At 64.1% G+C, this 17476-nt stretch carries 14 protein-coding genes; 9 read left to right on the top strand and 5 right to left on the bottom strand.

Annotation, left to right across the window (positions count from 1 at the left end):
- Positions 1–121: 121 nt before the first annotated feature.
- The 9 genes from rfaE2 to tssF all read left to right on the top strand — a co-directional run bounded on the left by rfaE2 (position 122) and on the right by tssF (position 11613).
- The gene (gene rfaE2 / locus FB600_RS04610) at positions 122–598 is read left to right on the top strand and encodes a D-glycero-beta-D-manno-heptose 1-phosphate adenylyltransferase (protein WP_036049010.1); all 477 of its coding nucleotides are present in this window, start codon (positions 122–124) and stop codon (positions 596–598) included.
- A gap of 214 nt (positions 599–812) precedes the next feature.
- A complete protein-coding gene (locus tag FB600_RS04605) occupies positions 813–3284 on the top strand; it encodes a type VI secretion system Vgr family protein (protein WP_145756303.1) in 2472 nt (823 codons plus the stop codon).
- An 11-nt stretch (positions 3285–3295) separates the two neighbouring features.
- The gene (locus tag FB600_RS04600; RefSeq protein WP_244102656.1) at positions 3296–4048 is read left to right on the top strand and encodes a DUF4123 domain-containing protein; all 753 of its coding nucleotides are present in this window, start codon (positions 3296–3298) and stop codon (positions 4046–4048) included.
- Between the two features lie 39 nt (positions 4049–4087).
- Positions 4088–6655, top strand: a complete 2568-nt coding sequence (locus tag FB600_RS04595) for a T6SS effector BTH_I2691 family protein (RefSeq protein ID WP_098181529.1) — start codon at positions 4088–4090, stop codon at positions 6653–6655.
- A gap of 3 nt (positions 6656–6658) precedes the next feature.
- The gene (locus FB600_RS04590; protein WP_145756301.1) at positions 6659–7750 is read left to right on the top strand and encodes a DUF6708 domain-containing protein; all 1092 of its coding nucleotides are present in this window, start codon (positions 6659–6661) and stop codon (positions 7748–7750) included.
- A 9-nt stretch (positions 7751–7759) separates the two neighbouring features.
- On the top strand, positions 7760–8251 hold the full coding sequence (locus FB600_RS04585; protein WP_145756300.1) for a hypothetical protein: 492 nt from the start codon (positions 7760–7762) through the stop codon (positions 8249–8251).
- 69 nt (positions 8252–8320) lie between these two features.
- Complete coding sequence (locus tag FB600_RS04580; protein ID WP_013699513.1) at positions 8321–8581, top strand: PAAR domain-containing protein; 261 nt, start codon at positions 8321–8323, stop codon at positions 8579–8581.
- 130 nt (positions 8582–8711) lie between these two features.
- On the top strand, positions 8712–9731 hold the full coding sequence (locus FB600_RS04575; RefSeq protein WP_227742911.1) for a hypothetical protein: 1020 nt from the start codon (positions 8712–8714) through the stop codon (positions 9729–9731).
- Between the two features lie 4 nt (positions 9732–9735).
- Positions 9736–11613, top strand: a complete 1878-nt coding sequence (gene tssF, locus FB600_RS04570; RefSeq protein ID WP_145756299.1) for a type VI secretion system baseplate subunit TssF — start codon at positions 9736–9738, stop codon at positions 11611–11613.
- 261 nt (positions 11614–11874) lie between these two features.
- On the opposite strand, the gene FB600_RS37085 is transcribed toward tssF, so the two are convergent.
- The 5 genes from FB600_RS37085 to FB600_RS04540 all read right to left on the bottom strand — a co-directional run bounded on the left by FB600_RS37085 (position 11875) and on the right by FB600_RS04540 (position 17440).
- Entirely contained in the window at positions 11875–12375 is a 501-nt protein-coding gene (locus FB600_RS37085) for a hypothetical protein (protein WP_227743871.1), read from the bottom strand.
- Between the two features lie 69 nt (positions 12376–12444).
- Positions 12445–13248, bottom strand: a complete 804-nt coding sequence (locus FB600_RS04555) for a type III pantothenate kinase (RefSeq protein ID WP_098181533.1) — start codon at positions 13246–13248, stop codon at positions 12445–12447.
- Positions 13245–14159 carry a biotin--[acetyl-CoA-carboxylase] ligase gene (locus FB600_RS04550; protein WP_098181534.1) on the bottom strand — a complete coding sequence of 305 codons (915 nt, stop codon included), beginning with the start codon at positions 14157–14159 and terminating at the stop codon, positions 13245–13247. Before FB600_RS04550 ends, FB600_RS04555 begins: the two co-directional genes overlap by 4 nt.
- A gap of 306 nt (positions 14160–14465) precedes the next feature.
- Positions 14466–15338, bottom strand: coding sequence for a tetratricopeptide repeat protein (locus tag FB600_RS04545; RefSeq protein ID WP_408580134.1), 873 nt, complete (start codon positions 15336–15338; stop codon positions 14466–14468).
- 14 nt (positions 15339–15352) lie between these two features.
- Positions 15353–17440, bottom strand: a complete 2088-nt coding sequence (locus tag FB600_RS04540) for a bifunctional 2',3'-cyclic-nucleotide 2'-phosphodiesterase/3'-nucleotidase (protein WP_098181536.1) — start codon at positions 17438–17440, stop codon at positions 15353–15355.
- Positions 17441–17476: the final 36 nt, after the last annotated feature.

Raw genomic sequence — 17476 nt, 5'->3', positions numbered from 1 at the left:
CACACCAAGCCCGCCGAAGTTCGCGCGGGCTTTTTTATTGGGCGGCGCGTAGCATGGCCGATCGAGCCGTTACGCGGCCCGCCCGATTCCCGTTTCCCTTCTTCCAGCCGGACCGAAACCGATGCCCGCCGCCTTCGAACGTAAATTCACCACCCGCGAGGCGCTCGCCGCCCTGCGTCCGACGCTGAGCTCGCCCGTCGTGTTCACCAACGGCGTGTTCGACATCCTGCATCGCGGCCACGTCACCTACCTGGCCGACGCGAAGGCGCTCGGCGCCTGCCTGATCGTCGGCGTCAACAGCGACGCCTCGGTGCGCATGCTGGGCAAGGGCGACGATCGGCCGATCAATCGCCAGGAAGACCGCATGGCGCTGCTCGCCGCGCTCGAATGCGTCGACTGGGTGGTGGGCTTCGAGGAACAGACGCCGATCGACCTGATCGCCGCCGTGCGGCCCGACGTGCTGGTGAAGGGCGGCGACTACGACATGGATGCGCTGCCGGAATCGGCCCTGGTGCGCGGCTGGGGCGGCAAGGCGCTGGCGATTCCGTTCGAGTTCGAGCGCTCGACCACGGCGCTGCTGAAGAAGGTGCGCGGTTAAGATGCCGTACGATTCGATGGCGTCCCGATTGCGTCCTATTTAAAGGGGTTTTGCCGCGATTGATGGTCCGTGGGCGTTCGAGGGGCTTTGTGGTATACCTCTGAGGTTATCGCGGCGCGTCGGGACGAGCACGATCGAATCCCGCGTTGCTGGCGCATCCAGGGCGTACGGGCCGCCCAACTGCTTTTCGCGCCCGGATCAGGGGATAAGAACAATGCAGAACACGGCACAAGCCTTGAGAGACCTTGCGCTGGGGCCGCAGCACAACCGGCAAGTGCAAATCAGCTTTCCGGACGGCAACGCGCCTGACCCAATCCTGCTGCCTAACGCATTCGAGGCGGTTGAAGCGCTATCCAAGGATTTCACCTACAAGATCGACCTCCTGTCGGACAAAGACAAGCTTGCGCCGAAGGACTTTATCGGTAAACGGGTCACGATCAGTTTGGCGCGCGGCGATGGGAGCAGCCGATATTTCAACGGTCATATCTTCGCGTTCCGGCACGTTCGCACGGATGGCGGCTGGGTCTTCTATGAGGCGCATGTCGGTCCTTGGCTGCGCTACCTGAAGTACAGCCAGCACAATCGCCTGTTCCTCGACCAGAACCTGCACGACCAGACTGCGACGGTTTTCCAGGACTACGGTGTGTTGCCCGATTGGGCGTGGCAGGTCGGCGAAGACGATCCGCGCATGACGATGGCCTGTCAGTTCGATGAAGACGATCACAATTATCTTCATCGGCGCTGGGAACACGCGGGCTATTTGTACTGGTATGAGCACACGGCCAAGTCTCACAAGCTGACCGTTTCCGATCCGACGCGTCCTGCACCCGCCATCGACGGCAAGGGGCACGAAATCCGATTCCACAATGGCATGGGCGCGGAGGAGTCGGACAGCATTCTGAGCTGGTCCCCGTTCCAGCAGACCACGTCGACGCACGCGGAACTGTCCCGTTTCGACTTCAAGACCCCCACGCCGACCCATGTTCAAACGAGCCTGTCGAGTCCGGAAGCTGCCCTGCCGCAGCTTGAATGGAACGAGTACGCTGGCGCGTACGGTTATCGGAACATGGAGCATGGCTATCAGGTCGTCAATCGTCGAATGGAGGAAATAGAAGCGACGATCAAACGCTTCGATGCGAAGGGCAACAATCGTTTTGTGCAGCCAGGGCGCTGGTTCCGACTGACGGACCGTTATGGTTCGGCGCTGAGCCGCGATCAGAGCGACGACGAATATCTGATCGTCTCGGTTCGACATGTCGCGACCAACAACTATCTGCAGGACACGGGGGTACTGGCGGAATACCGCAATGAGTTCACGTGCGTCCCCAAGGCAACTCCGTGGCGGCCCGGACGAGGCTTCAACAGCGTCGACACGAAGATTCTCGCGCCGCAGACAGCGACCGTCGTCGGCCAGTCGGGTACAAGCATTCACACCGATGAACACGGCCGCGTCCTGATTCAATTCCACTGGGATCGCGACGGCAAGTATTCGACATGGGTGCGGGTTGCCAGCGGCTGGGCCGGAGGCGGCCAAGGAATGGCCGCGCTGCCCCGCATCGGCTCCGAAGTCATCGTGCAGTGGCTCGACGGCAATCCGGACCATCCCATCATTACGGGCCGCGTGATGAACGCGCGCAACGTGCCGTCATGGAAGCTGCCGGACGAGAATGCGCTGATGGGCATTCGCAGCCGGGAACTGAACGGTGCAGACGGTAACGCGTCGTCAGGTCGCAGCAATCACCTGATTTTCGATGACACGGCAAACGCCATTCAGGCGCAGCTCCGATCTGACCATGCGGCGAGCCAGCTCTCGCTCGGCAAGATCACTCGCATTGAGGACTGGCAGGGGCGCAAGGATGCCCGAGGCGAAGGCTTCGAGCTACGTACCGATGAGGTCGGTGCGATCCGCAGCGGCAAGGGCATGGTGATCAGCACGGAGGTACGTCCTGCCGCGCAAGGGCATCTCTCCGACGTTAGCGAACCGACATCGCGCCTGACCAAAGCACAGACCTTACACGCGCAATCAGCCAAGCTGGCGCAGCACTATCAAGCCCAGGAAAGCGGTGCGGACCAAACCCCGATTGCTGACGCACTGAAATCGCAGGTGGACGGCATTCAGGGTGGGGGGGCGACGGGCACCAGTGGTCAAGACGGCTTCCCTGAACTCAATGAAGCGCATCTACTGTTGGCCGGCGCGGCCGGCATTGCCGTCACGACGCCCGCGACCGCGCACGTCACGGGCGGCCAGCACGTAGCCGTGACGGCTGGCGAAAGCATGTCGGTCGCGACGGGGAAATCGTTCTTCGCCAGCGTATCGGACAAGTTCTCGCTATTCGTGCACAAAATGGGCATGAAGCTGATCGCGGCGAGCGGCAAGGTGCAGGTGCACGCGGAAAACGATGAGCTGGAACTGCTGGCGAAGAAGGTGTTGTCGATCATCAGCACGACGGACTGGATCAACATCACCGCGAAGCAGGGCATTCGCTTGACCGCCGGCAACAGCCAGTTAGAGGTCAGTGCGAAAGGCATCGTGGGCTATACGCCCGGCGAGAACAAGATTCATGCCGGCAGCCACGATACGGTGGGCCCGCAGAGCGTACCAGCGCAGTTCCCTGGATCGGATCTGTGCTCGCAGTTGGCTGGCGGTGCTGCGGAAACCGGCCAGGCATCGATCGCAGTCGCCTGATGGATGACGGAATGAAAACGCTCACGCCTGCGATGCAGGCTGCCCCTGATCATCAGGAAGTGGTGACGACGGGCTTCCTGCTGGTGGAACCTGCGACACTCGCTCACGTGCCTGATCTAGCCTCGCTCGACATGCGAGCCTGCACCCCGCGCGTGCTGGCACATCGTGAAGAATTGATGCCACGGTTGATCGACCTTGCCGCCCTTGATATGGAGGGGCAACGGATTGCGACCAAACGGTGGCAAGAGGAACCGGAGGTCGAGCGCCCGCCCGCAATTTGCGCGTGGATCGACAGTGCTGCGGATATCGATGCGCTCGCCGAACATGTCGCACGGTATCTGGTCGGTCCCGGCGAGGGCGGGCGGCCCGTGTTCTGGCGGTACTACGATCCGCGTGTCTTGAGTCTTACCCTGGCAGTCTTCGATCCGAGTCAGCGGCTGGCCCTCTTGGGACCCGTCCGAGAATGGTGCTTCGCTTGGGCCGGCCATCGCTGGCGTAGCGCCGGCCTGGGTGCCGACTTTGTGCCGCTGGACGATCAAGCGTCAGGCTGGCCGCGCCCTGACCAGTGGCCGCGCATCAACCGCAGCGAGATTGCCGACCGGATTCGCCGGCGGCTGCCGACGCTGTCTGTCGAACAAGCAGCGCAGTCGCCGGCGGCGCTCGATCAGATCTTGTGCTCGTTGGACGGCCAGGACGCGATGACCATGGATGCGCTTGTCGACGATGCAGTTCAACGTATGCAGCACGCTTTCCTGACCGAATGAAGCCGTCACTTCATACTGTGAAATTCCGAGGATCAACCCATGCCGACCACTAAAGGCTGTCCGCTTTGCGATCGCCAGTCGCTGCTGATCTATCCCGTCCGATACGCGATCGCGTGCCCGCGAGGCGCTTCCAAAGCGCCGGCCCTATCTGGCAATTTTCGGATCGACGGGCGTGCCCCTCAGACCGTTGCGACCGCGAAGTACACATTGCGCGCATTGCGCCCTGGCTATCTGTACACCTACGACGAGAAGCGGAAGAAACTGGCCGCTTATATGGTTCTTGACGACGGGATCATGTGGAGTTTCCCCCCCGACGTGACGCCACCGCCGGGCGACGCGGAAAGCGCGCTGACCCAAGGCTGCGCGATGGCCGGAGACTTGGCTTTCGAATCGCTCGGCCGTTGTGTGAGCGTCGAACACACGCCCGGAAGTGACGAAGCGACCAACCTCTGGATTGGCTGGTCGAACGTGCGATGGACCAAGGACCTCGTGTACAACAAAATCAACGACGCGGCTTGGCGCAAGCAGCATATGCAGTGCGTCAACGTTCCCGCGATGCTGGCCGGGAGCGCAACCGACACAGGCGAATTTCAAGCCACTCAGAGCAAGATCGCGCATTTCGCGATGGACGCTCAGGCAATGGCGGCTGCGTTTGGCTTTAGCAACCGCGCGCCCAAGGACGAGATTCGCCTGCGTCAGCGAAACGTCGCCAAACGAATCGGCGACGCGATGGCTGAATCTCCGAACAAGAAAGGGTTTGTGGTCGCGGTCAATGACCCTGTCGGTCTCACTAACGATCTCGCGGAACTGACGGTTCCCAACCTGAACAACGGTTTCGACGAACAGATGTTTTGGAAGTGGACATCTGCGCAATTGCTCGAACGTGCTGAAGCGGGAATTCGAGCGAATGCGAAAGCCATTACCGGGCTGACCTATGGAACCTCGAAAACCATCGCGGACGCCAATGCCGCCAATATGAAGGTCGGCGCGCAAGGCGTGCCGGATGCGATTGGTTTTTTCCACGTGATGCGCTCTTGGATTAAGACGGGCAGCCTTGAGCAGGCGATGAAGGAGGAAGACCAAAAGACCGAGAACGTTCCGGCAACGCAGGAAGCGGCGGCGAACGAGGCGTGGGAGGAGGCAACGTTCAAGGTCGGTCCCGATGGGAAGCGAACCAGCGTGCTCGATGAAGAGGCATTGAAACGCTTCCCGCAGGAGTATCAGCAAGCGCTCGAAGCCTTCAATCCAAAGTGGCAGCCGCTGGTGCAAGCGCATGCGGATTGGCTCAAGTCGCAATTGCTCGCCGAATGGATGGCGGGTGTTCACGATTCGCAGGATCTCCGGAGCGGCTACGCGTACAGTGAGTCGTGCGCGCAGACCATAGGTGCCGCTGTCGGTACTGAGGCTTGCAAGACGGTGCTAGATGGCTGGCTGAACGGTCGAGCTTCGGATATCCGTAATCTGTACGTGCGCGCTCTGATGTTCAATCAGGACACGCTAATGAAAGCGGCGGATGCACAGGTGCACGGTTCTGATATTCAGTATGAGAACTTCCTGAACCTCTATAAGGAAGCGTTCAAGAAGATCGAAAAACTCGGTAACGCGGCCAACCTGCGTGATCGGCTTATCGTGACGACCGCCAATCAGATCGTCAGCGTACTTACGAAGACCACGCGGGGCGCCGCACTGGGCTTCGTGACCATTCGTTTGGCGATACAGTCCGGCGTTCGACTCAAGCCGTCGCAAGTCACGAAGCTTGCCATTCGCGACTGGGCTTTGCAGCAGGCTCGGGAATTGGGCGTCAAACTGGATGGCGACCGGACTGAACAGCGCGCGTCCGCGACTCAAGTCGGGAAGCAGGTGCTGAAGACGGCACCACCCAGTGATCCAAATATCGTCGCCTACGAGATGGACGTCGATGCTCTGGTCAAGGATGGGAAGTTGGAGGCCAGTGCCATCAAGGCCGTCAAGGTTCCGGGTGTGGATGCTGCCAAGAAGTGGCTTGGCTCGGCCCAGGAGTTCAATCTCGGCGTTGTGACGGTGATTTTCCAGATGGCAACGCTTACGTTCGCGGCAAAGGATTGGGCGGGCAGCGATCAGTTCAGCCAAGGCGAAACCGGTCTGAAGGCGGTCGGGGCTGTCGTTTCGATCGTCGGGACCGTCATCGAAACCGCGTCGGAAACCGTGGCGAAAGCACCGGCTCATCCGCTGTCGGCGTTCATCATGAAGCAGTGGGCCGGTGCTAGCGAATGGGCCGAGGTCGGAGCGAAGGTCGGTCGTGGTCTTGGCGCGCTTGCAGGCATCGTGCTAGCGGGGTTTGACCTAATCAAAAATGCGCCAGAGGCATATCGGAACAAAGAAACCAAGCTTTGGGTCCTCTACAACTTGAGCGGTGCTCTCGGAGTATACGTCGCCGCCGCCGCATTCTTCAGTTGGCCACTTTTCTGGCCAGCGTTGATTTTGTCGATTTTGGTGGGAATAGCGATTGCAATTTTTAAGGCGTCCGCCCTCAAGGATTGGGTCTCACGTTGCAAGTTCAGCAAGGGGGAGCACTACGACTCGCTTGAGGCGGAGCTCAAGGCATTTAGTTCGGCTGCGGGAGACTGACACATGGACGAACGCGTCATGAAAAAGTGTATCGGCAAGCCGGTACCGGAGTGGGATCTAGCGCATCGCTTGCCGGTCAACCGAGCCGTTGGTCCGGACGTTCAGGATTTCGGATCGACATTCTGCATTAACTCGACTTTCATGGACGTGATTGAGCCGTCCTTTCTGGAGAAGCAGTGGTTTATTACTGGCGTGTTTGTCGTATTTTTGGCTGCTTTATATGGGCCATATCTTTATAGCTACACTCACACTGGCGACGCTTCCGCTTCTGACTTGTTCATAGCGGACCTGATGGCCCTGTCATTCGTGGTCGTATTTGGCGGGATCGCTTGGAAACTCGGGCGCGGACTGTTCTTTGGTTTGCGCTATCGTCCGATCCGCTTTCATCGTGAAGCCCGCAAGCTTTTTGCGATGCGTACTCGTCGGTTCTTCGGCAAGTCCGGCGAGGGTGACGTCGTTTGGGAAGCACCGTGGACAGAAGATTCGATCTTTTGTTTGCATCGCGAGGACACGTCCTTCGGCACAATCTTCCACATTCGGCACTATACGGTCGACGATCACGGCAATGTCACTCGTGTGTTCTCGATCGGTCGGGAGTGGACCGGCAGGCGGCAGGTTGAAATGGCGCTAGCGCAGTGGAACTACTGGTGTGCGTACATGAACGACGGCCCGAGCGGTTTGCCTAAACCGATGCTGTTCCACACGCAGAACGAGACGCCGCGCGAGTCGTTCCTGTTTTCTCTGTACAGCTTCGGCATGCGTGCGCCGGTCTTCATTCGGTTGCTGATGATGCCGTTGATTCTGATTTTTACCGTCATGCGAATCATTGCAAATGCAACTTGCCGTGACCCCCTCTGGCCTGCCGCGATCGAGCAAATCTCCGTGATTGCGCCCGACGACCTCTACGCGGAACCCCGCTCAGTGACACCTGTCGGATGGGGCGACACGGTTCTGGCCCAGCAGCGCGGCGAGTATCCGAATGATCCGAAAGCACGCGTCGAAGACTGGGCCGGTGAACCCGATGGCAGGCTGTATGCGGCAGCTTGGCTGGAGAATCCGGGTGCCAACATGAGGCACGCGGCTGCACGTAGCTAACGCTTATTGATGAAGAGGGTTTCCGGCATGCTCGCAAAGCACCTCGTAGTTGCACTAACCACGGCACATGTATTGTTCGTCGGAGGCATGTCAAGTGCCTATGCAAAATACGATGCTGCGGAAAAAGCGGTCGAGGCAGCATTGGGCGATGACCACGATATCGAATTTGCCGATTTATACGAAAGTACTCCTGATTTGCATGGGATAAGTCCAACGCCGAACTACAAACGAACGTTCGTCTGCGGATACGTCAGCTATAAAAAGCCGGATGGCAAACCGGTACGGGTGCGCTTCATTTATGCAGCCCGTTCGGATGACCCGTCACTTTCCGACTATGGTCCGCTCAACCTGGAGAGGCCCGAGTTAAACGACGGAATTCGTGATGAGCGCAATCGAGGCAGGTATGCGACCGCGTTCGAATTCTCGGGGTGGAATCGAGTGTGCGCTAATGCTCAGCATCCGAAGACTTTTAGCGGAGTCGCTCCGAAGAGCGATGGTTGACTTGCATACAGATGCGGCCAGATCGCGTCGAGTCCACAACATGACATGTAGACGATGCGGGAAGGGAAGATGAAGGATGAACACGGACGCGGTGTGATCCGCCTGCACGACAAGACGACCCACGGCGGCGACGTGATCACCGCGAGCGACGATTTGACAGCGCTGGGCGTGCCGGTTGCGCTGAAGGATCACCTGACATGGTGTCCGAAGTGTGGCGGGCAGTTCAGGATCATTCCGCAAGAGAGTACCCGCAACCATCACGGCACGCCGGTCGCCTTCCACGACGATCCGACGGAATGCGGGGCCCGATTGATTTCGTCGCTTGAATAAAGGTAGTGGGCATGAGCGGTTCGGTGGCCAGGAGGAGAAAGTAACTTTGAAGGATGTGTCTTCACGCGCCCCCGTCTTGATATCCGAGACCCGGTGTCAAGCGCTGCGTGCCGATATTCGTCAGCGGCTCATGACTGCACTGATGTGCTCGGCCACTGCCGTCACCGATCCGAAGCTCGCTCGCTTGCCTGGGCCGGTGCGCTATCGGATCACGGGCGCGTTTGCCGCGTGGGACGCTCTGCGGGCAGCAACAGACCGCGTGGCGTCGCCGACGCTGACCGACATGCTGCGCTCTCACGGCATCCTGCGTTTGACGCGCTATTTCGATCGCTTCACGCGGGATCTTTTGCCGCACGGAGCGGATGGCCGCTCGGCCGACGCACTTGCCGGGATCGCTCAATACAGCAGCGTGTGGCTCGCCTTCGAATTGCGTAAAGGCGCGTTTTACGAACCAACCCCACCGCTGCACCGTCTGCTCGACTCCGCCTATATCGCGGAGGATGTGCCGATTGGCATGCTCAAAATGCCGACCGATACGCTATGCATCATTCCCGAACCTACGCGCTGGAAGCAAGCCGGCGACATTGAAGCGATTGTGATCTTCAGGAATGAGCGGTCGATCGGCATTGCCACATGGTTAATGGCCGGCGGCCCTAACGACGGCGTGGCGATGGATTCGATTACGCTTCCGCTGGAGGACCCCGACAAGACGATTCGTGAATTGGTGGACGAGTTGTTTCAGCGGCCCGCAGCCGACGGCATGCCTGATTCGCCTGACGCTCAGCAGTTCTGGTGTGACGCTCTGGACTATGCGATCAAGATGTTGTTGTACCTCAATGCACGCGATGCGCAGGTCGTTCAAGAGCGCGCTTATTCGAACGCGCCACGACACTTTCCTGGGCTTGGCAAGCGAAAGCGTGCGGAACGGCTCGCGGAAATTGAACAGCTCTACGACCGACATGTCGTCGGCCCTGCGATTCTCGATGCCGAAGCGGCCGGATCAGTCCCGTCGGACGTTACGCATCGCGAAGTCAGCGGCCACTGGCGGCGGCCGCACTTCCGGATGCAGCCGTGCGGCCCACACGCGGCATTGCGCAAACTTATCTTCGTCGGTCCGGCGCTTGTGCGCCCCGACCGACTCGGACTGTAGCTGAATGGATGATTTGCTGCCGCATTACGAATACGAACTCGGGTTGTTTGCTCGGGCATTGGGCGATTTCGCGATCCGCTATCCGAAGGTCGCCGCCCGGCTCGGCATCCAGAGTGGTCGGACCGACGATCCGCATACGACGCGTCTGATACAAACCTTTTCGTTTCTTGCGGCGCACCTCGATTCGAAGCTGGCCGACGATGATCCCGAGTTCACCGAGGCGTTGCTCGAGGTTGTCTACCCGCACTATCTGCGAACCGTGCCATCGTGCGCGATTGCTCGATTTGAACCACGGGCGATCGTCGGTCAACTGACGGAGCCGTTCGTCGTGCCACGCGGCGTTGCATTGAATTCGCGCACAGCCCCAGTGCGATTCCAGTCGATCTATGACGTGACCATTTCGCCGTTGCAAATCCGCGCCGCGCGCTATGCATCGACGACGCAGGCGCCGTCGGCCGTGAGATTACCGGCCGACGCGACTGGGGTGTTGTCGATCAGCTTCGCGTCGGCCGCTGGTCCGTTCACTGCGGCCGTTCCGGACGGCCTTATACGTCTTTACCTTGCTGGCGAACGGCCGTTCGTCTCGTCGCTGCTGGACGCGTTGCTGTTGCGCGCGGTCGCCGCGTACGTTGAAGTTGATCAATGTGGGCGCTGGCAAGCACTATCGAAAGTGCCGTTCGAGCCGGTTGGCTTTTCCGATAACGAACGCTTGCTGCCCGACAGCCGAACCATCAGCCAGACCACAACCGCCTACCGCTACTTGCTGGAATACTTCGCGTTTCCCGAGTCGTTCGATTTCGTCGATCTCGACATGGGTCGCGTGCGGCGAGCAGCACGCGACCCCGACGCTCGTGAGCTGACCTTGCATGTCGTATTGCGCGATACACCCGCCGATTCGGTCGCGGCGCAGGCGTTTGCATCGCTTGACTCGTCGGCGTTCAAGTTGTTCTGCACGCCCGTCGTGAATCTGTTTTCTCAACCGGCCCAGCCCATTGTCTTGAAGGGGCAGGATGCCTATCCGGTTCAGCCCATGCGACTGATGAAACATTCGTCGCTGGGTGTGTATTCGGTCGACGCGGTCTATCTGGGTGGGTTGTCAAAGAAAAACGACAAAGACGAGGGCGTGCCGCTCGATAGTGGCCACGCCAGAATTCTGGTGCGACCGTATCAGGCACTGAATCACGATCCACGCCCGGAGTCGACCACAGTGTATTGGGTCGCGTTTCGTGATCGCGACGCGGGATCATCCGACCGTCAAACCATGATGTTGTCGCTCGTCGGACCGGACGGACAGTCGGTCCGGCCGAAGCTGCCGCAAATCGATGTGTTGACTACGGTGACGAATCGCGATTTGCCAGCGCGCTTGCCAATCGGCGATTCGGCGGGCGATTTGCTGCTCGAAAGCAAGTCGCTGGATTGTCCGATCCAGTTGATGACTCGACCGACGTTGACGGCCGAACTGCCTCGCGGCCACGGCGCGATGTGGCGCGTATTGTCGACGTTGTCGCCGCATCCGCTAGACCTGGTGCGGGACGGGGTATCGGGCCTGAAGGCATTCCTGCGGCTCCACGCCGTGCGCACGACGCCGCTCGCGCAGGGCTGCATCGATGCGATCACCGACCTGGACTACAAGGAGGCGATCAAATGGATGCCGTTGGATAGGCAGTTCCCGTCGTTCGTGCGCGGCATCGAAATCATGCTGTCGTTCGACGAGACCGCATCGCGGGAAGTGAGTCTGGTCGTGTTTACGAAATTGCTTGAACGGTTCTTCGCGCCTTATGCGCCGATGAACAGCTATGTTCAACTGGTTGTCCGTTCGGCGCAGACCGGCCAAGAGCTGACGCGAGGCGCGGCCACTTCAGGCGCGCAACCGCTGATCTAATCGCGAGCCGGTTTGATCAATACTCAGATAAATGTGCGAAGTGAAAACGGCTTGCCCCTATTTATCGCATCCCACGGCGGTCGAGGGGGGGCGGACAAAATCTTGGACTACCTGGCGGTAGTCCGTGTATCGGTATGAAGACCGCATTCGAGCAGTTCGGCCGTATCTGACGTTGAGCAAGCGCATCAGGGCGCGGAGGACTGACCTGAAAACCGGCGTCGACCTCGGGATCGAGGTCGGCGCCTTATCACCGAGGCGCGTTCAGGCGCGTAGCTTGTGAGGCGGCCTGACCAGTCGCGAGGCAGCCGCGCGGCGGCGCTTGCCCTCGGCCAGGGCGGCCGGCGCGACCGCCAGCGTGGCGGCGGCGAGCGGGGCGAGATGCTCGAGCCGCGCCAGATGCGCGGGCGAGGTCGATGCCGATGGCGAGGAAGTCGCGGAAGGCGCCGCCGGCACGGCGGGTGCCGAGCCAGGCGCGGAACCGGGCGTCGCGGCCGATGCCGCGCCTGGCTCGGCACCCGCATCGGCCGACGAGGCCGCGAGCGGCTGCGACTCGATCGGCGGCGAGCTGATCGGGCCGCCCACCACCGGCTGCTCGGCAGCTTGGGCGACGGCCGTGGTGTGCAGCGCCTGCGGCCTGATCTGCTGCGTCAGGTGCCAGGGTTCGCGCGCCCCGGCGGCCGGCGGCGGCCCGAACAGCCCCTGGATCGCGGCCAGCGCGACCAGGTTCGCCACCAGCAGTATCGCGATGAGCCAACGTAGCATCGTCGAACCTCTCCCTCGAAAGTCAGTCGTCCGCGCGCCCGGCGATGGCCGGCACGCCCCATTCCATCCTCAATCCTGCGCCGCGTCGTGCGCGATGCGCGCCAGCCCTGACAGCACCAGCGTGTCGTGCCGCGTGTAGGGCACCGTCAGCACCTGCGCGACGGCATCGGCGGCACCGCCCGACAATACCAGCCGCACCGGCCGCGTGCCCTCGGCCGAGCGCTCGCGCCAGGCGCGCTCGACCAGCCCGGCCTGCGCCTGCAGGCAGCCGGCCGACAGTGAATGCGCGGTATCGGTGGCGAACGGGATGCGCCCCGCGGCCTGGTCGAGTTCGTCGACCAGGCGCCGCGCCGTGTCGGTGGTGAGCGTCGGCAACTGCGCCGTGTGCGTGCCGAGCGAGCGCATCATCAGCGCCCAGCCCGGCGCGATCAGGCCGCCGACGAAACGGCCGTCGGCCTCCAGCGATTCGAGCGTGGTGGCGGTGCCGAAGGTGGCGATCAGCAGGGCCTCGCCGGGGAAGGCCGCGCGCGCGCCGATCAGCCCGCACCAGCGGTCGCTGCCAAGCTGCGAGGGCTGCGCATAACCGTTGCTGACGCCGCATTGTGCCTCGCGCGCGATGACGATGCGCCGCGGCAGGCCCGGCCAACGCGCCTCGACCAGGGCCTCGATGCGCGCGGCGATGTCCGCGCCGGCCACGTTCGAGATCCAGGCGCCGCGCGGCGCGGGCCGGCCCGGCCAGGCGGGTATCGCGGCGGCCGCGTGATCCGCGCCGTGATCGAAAGCGGCGCTCTCGACCAGTTGGCCGCCGGCATCGGCCAGCGCCCACTTGATGCGGCTGTTGCCCGCGTCAACGAGCAGCGCGAGCTCGCTCATCGAGCCTCGCCGCCTGCGGCGGCGCCCGGGCGCAGCGAGACGTCGCCGGCCGCGATCGCGCGCGGGCCCTCGGCGGTATCGAGCAGCAACTGCCCCTGTTCGTCGATGCCGGTGGCGATGCCGCGCGCGAGTTCCCGGCCCTGTTCGAGCAGCACCACCTCGCGGCCCGCGTAGGCGTGCAGCGCGGCCCAGCGCAGCCGGAACGGCGCCAGGCCGGCCGCCGCGAAATGCTCCAGCGCGGTGGCCAGCGGATCGAGCACGGCGGCCAGCGTGTCGGTGAGGTTCGCCGCCGGGCAGGCCGAGGACAGCGCGGCGGGCGCCAGGGCGCCGGCCAGCGCCGCGTCGCGCGCGCGCAGCGCGTCGACCTCGGCGGCCACCGCCTCGGCGCCGCGCACGTTGATGCCGAAGCCGATCACGATCGCGGTGGCCTGCGGGGTGTTCCAGACGGTCTCGACCAGGATCCCGCCGAGCTTGCCGAGCGGCTGCTCGCCGTCGCTCAGCAGCAGGTCGTTCGGCCATTTGAGGCGCACCTGCTGGCCGCGCAGCGGCAGGCTGCCGAGCCCCTCGGCCAGCGCCACGCCGACCGCCAGGCTCAGGCCCGCGAGCGCGTCGACCGGGCGCGGCAGCACGCAGCCCACCGAGCAGAGCAGCGCGTTGCCGGGCAGCGCGAACCAGGGCCGGCCCTGGCGGCCGCGGCCGGCGGTCTGCTCGTAGGCGACGCGCACGATCGGCTTGGGCAGCGCGTCGCGCGTACGCGGCAGGGTCTTCAGGTGCGCGGCGAGGTCGGCATTGGTCGAGCCGGTGGCCTCGACGATGTCGAGCGGCCAGGGCTCGGGCGCCGAGGCGGGAAGCGAGTGCGCGCGGGCCGGGTCGATCCGCGCGTCGTCGGGAAGGGGCGGGGAGGCTGTCATGGCGGCTATTGTACGAGAGCCGGCGCGCCGGGGGCCGCTCGTCGCGCGGGGGCGTGCAAGCCTGGAGGCGCGGGTGCCGCGCTCGCGGCGGCGAGTGGCTCGAGCCCCTCGTTGCTTGGCCGCCGCGAGCGTCGCCGAGCCCGGTTGCGGTCGGTGTCGTGCAGGCGAGCGCCGGGCCTTGACGACGAACCGGTCAGTTTCTCGCCGTGCCGTGTCGCGGTTTGCTTCGCGCAAGCGGGTCCGCGGGGCGGGCAGCCATCGCGCCGATCGCGCCTGTCCGCGTCGCCGTTCGGCCCTGGCCCGCCCTCACGGCGCGCTGGCGGGATGCTTCAGCGCATGCGCGGCTTCCAGCCATTGCGCGTGATAGGCGTCCTCGTCGCGCTTCACGCCCAGTTCGCCGCTGCGATAGGCCATCGCCAGCGTCTGCACGGCTTCCGGCAGCTCGTGCTCGGCGGCGCCGCGATAGAGCGCCAGCGCGCGTGCCTCGTCGCGCGGCACGCCGTCGCCGTCGCGATAGGCGTTGGCCAGCATGAACTGCGCGGCCGGCAACTCCTGCCGGGCGGCGCGCGTGAACCAGCGCGCCGCTTCGGCCGGATCGGCGCTCACGCCGTAGCCGCTGCGATAGATCAGCCCGACGTAGTAGGCGGCGGCCGCGTCGCCGGCCTCGGCGGCGGGCCGCAGCAGGGCCAGCGCGCGGCCGTAGTCGCGCGCCACGCCGCCGCTGCCGAAGAAGCGCGCGCGGCCCAGCGCGAGGCGTGCCTCGCGCACGCTCAGCGCGGTGGCGCCGGCATGCGCGGCCGGATCGGCCTCGGCGGCCGTCTCCAGCCAGCCGAGCCCTTCATCGCGCAGGCCGCTGTCGCGCGAGTCGAGCAGGGCGCCGCCGAGCGCGACCTGCGCATCGCCGCGCCCGTCGCGCGCGAGTTCGCGCAACTGCTGCATCGCGTGCGGCTCGCCGGCCTGGGCCACCATCGCGCGCCATTGCTCGATCTGGACCCGGTCGGCGCGGGTGGCGCCGCCGCCCCAGCCGGCCGCCGCCACGCCGGCGGCGAGCAGCGCGGCCACCGCCAGCATGCCGGCGGCCGGCAGGTTGGTGCGGGCCAGGCGCGCCAGCCCGCGCGCCGGGGCCGAGATCGACGCGGAGACGGTTGCCGAAGCGCCGGCGGACAAGCTGTCGAACATGCGCATCGCGGGCCTCACTGGGTCAGGTCGATTTCATAGGTGGCGAGGCCCTTGCCGCTGCCGTCGTCGGCGCTCACCTGGGTGATGCCGGTCAGGCCCGCCGCGGCGGCCTCGGCCAGCAGGTTCGGCGCCGAGGCGAAGCGCACGTGCGCCGCCGAGCCGGCGAGCCGGGTGAAGCGCCAGCTGCGCGCCGCGCCGTCGGTGGCGCGGGTGAGCTTGCCGCGCTTCTTGATGTAGGCGATCAGCACGTCGCGGTTGGCATCCGGCGAGGCGAAGATCGTCTTGCTGCCGTCCAGGCCCGGGAAGTTGCCGCCGCCGCTGGCGCGGTAGTTGTTGGTGGCGACGATGAACTGCGCGTTCGCGTCGAGTGCCGCGCCCTTGTACAGCAGCTTGCGGATCCGGCTGCCCACCGGCTGCGTGACGTCGATCTCGTAGCTCAGGTCCGGCGAGGTGAACATGTCGAAGTTGTAGCCGGGGAAGCTGCTGACCAGCTGCTGCACGGTGGCGGCGTTCGGGTCGATGGTGTTGAAGCGCTTGGCGGCCGTCTCGAGCCAGGCCTTCAGGTCGCCGCCGCTGATCTTCACCGCGTAGACGGTGTTCGGGTACAGGTAGAGGTCGGCGGCGTTGTTGATCGCCAGGCCGCCCGGCGCCACGTCGGTGAAGTCGGTGCCGCCGCCGAAGCCGCTCTTGAACGGCGCGCTGACCGACAGCACCGGCAGCGAGGCATATTGCGGCAGGTTCGCCTGCACGTAGCTCGCCACGTAGTCGGCCTGCGCCTCGTTGACGATCTGGATCGCGCCCGGGTCGCCCACGTCGGCGAAGTAGCTGCTCATGCGGTAGTCGGTGCTGCCCACCGGCGTCTTCACGTAGTCGATGGTGGCCTGGTGCTCGGCCGCGATCGCCGCCGACACGCTCGGGTCGGCCGCCACGTAGCGCTTGTCGGCGTTCTGGATCGAGCGCGCCTCGACCGTGGTCCGCGACTTGTCGACGTTCCAGCGCTTGCCGTCCCAGGCCAGGTCCAGCTTGATCACGCCGAGGTGCTTGCCCCAGTAGTTGGCCATCACGGTGGGCACGCCGTTGACGGTGCCCTTGACCTTGTCGACGCCTGGCAGGTTGAACTGGCCGACCGTGCTGTTCGCGTCCGGGAACACCTGATGCGAGTGGCCGATCAGCATCGCGTCGATGCCGGGCACCTGGGCCAGCCACCAGCTGCCGTTCTCCATGGTCGGCGAGTAGGCGGAATTGTCGAGGCCGCCGTGCGAGATCGCCACCACCAGGTCGGCGCCCCTGGCGCGCATCTCGGGGATGTACTTCTCGGCGGCTTCCTTGAGGCCGGTGGTGTAGACCTTGCCGTCCAGCCAGCGCTTGTCCCAGCTCATGATCGCCGGCGGCGTGAAGCCGATGATGCCGACCTTGACCGGCGCGCTCACGGTGCTGCCGTCGGGCGCGGTGGCGCTCACCGTCTTGGTGAGGATCGTGTAGGGCTGGAACAGCGGCTGCCTGGTCCTGGCGCTGATCACGTTGGACAGCACCTGCGGGAAGTTCGGCCCCGCGCATTTTTGCTGCTGCGCCGGATCGGGCAGCCCGTCGATGTCGAAACGATTGCCGGTGACCTGCGAGAGATAGGGCAGGCCGTAGTTGAATTCGTGGTTGCCGATCGCGCCGCCGTCGAACTTCGCGGCGTTCATCACCTTGTAGATCGCCAGCGTCTGGTCGCAGGAAACCGGCTTGACCAGCGCCTGGTAGTCGGACAGCGCGGTGCCCTGGATGGTGTCGCCGTCGTCGAGCAGCAGGTTGTTCGGATATTGCTTGCGGGCCGCCGCGATCAGCGTGGCGACGCGCTCGAAGCCGATCGAATTGTCGGCCGCCAGCTTGAAGTAGTCGTATGACAGCACGTTGGTGTGGAGGTCGGTGGTTTCCAGCAGCGCGAGCGTGGCGCGCGTGCCGGCCGGCGCCTGGGCCTCGGTGGACGGCGCGCCGGCGGCCGGCGGCGCGTCATCGTCGTTGCCGCAGGCCGACAGGCCGGCGGCGGTAAGAACGGCGGCGGCCGCGAGCACGGCCGCGCGTGCCGCGAAAACGCGCAACGGCGAGGGGAAGCGCATCGGAATGTCCTGGTTGTTTGTTATGGCGGGCGAGAA

This window comes from Burkholderia sp. SJZ089 (genome assembly GCF_007828315.1).
Lineage (GTDB): Bacteria > Pseudomonadota > Gammaproteobacteria > Burkholderiales > Burkholderiaceae > Burkholderia > Burkholderia gladioli.
The sequence above is the reverse complement of the archived record's forward strand: the minus strand, read 5'-3'. Positions and strand labels throughout refer to the sequence as shown.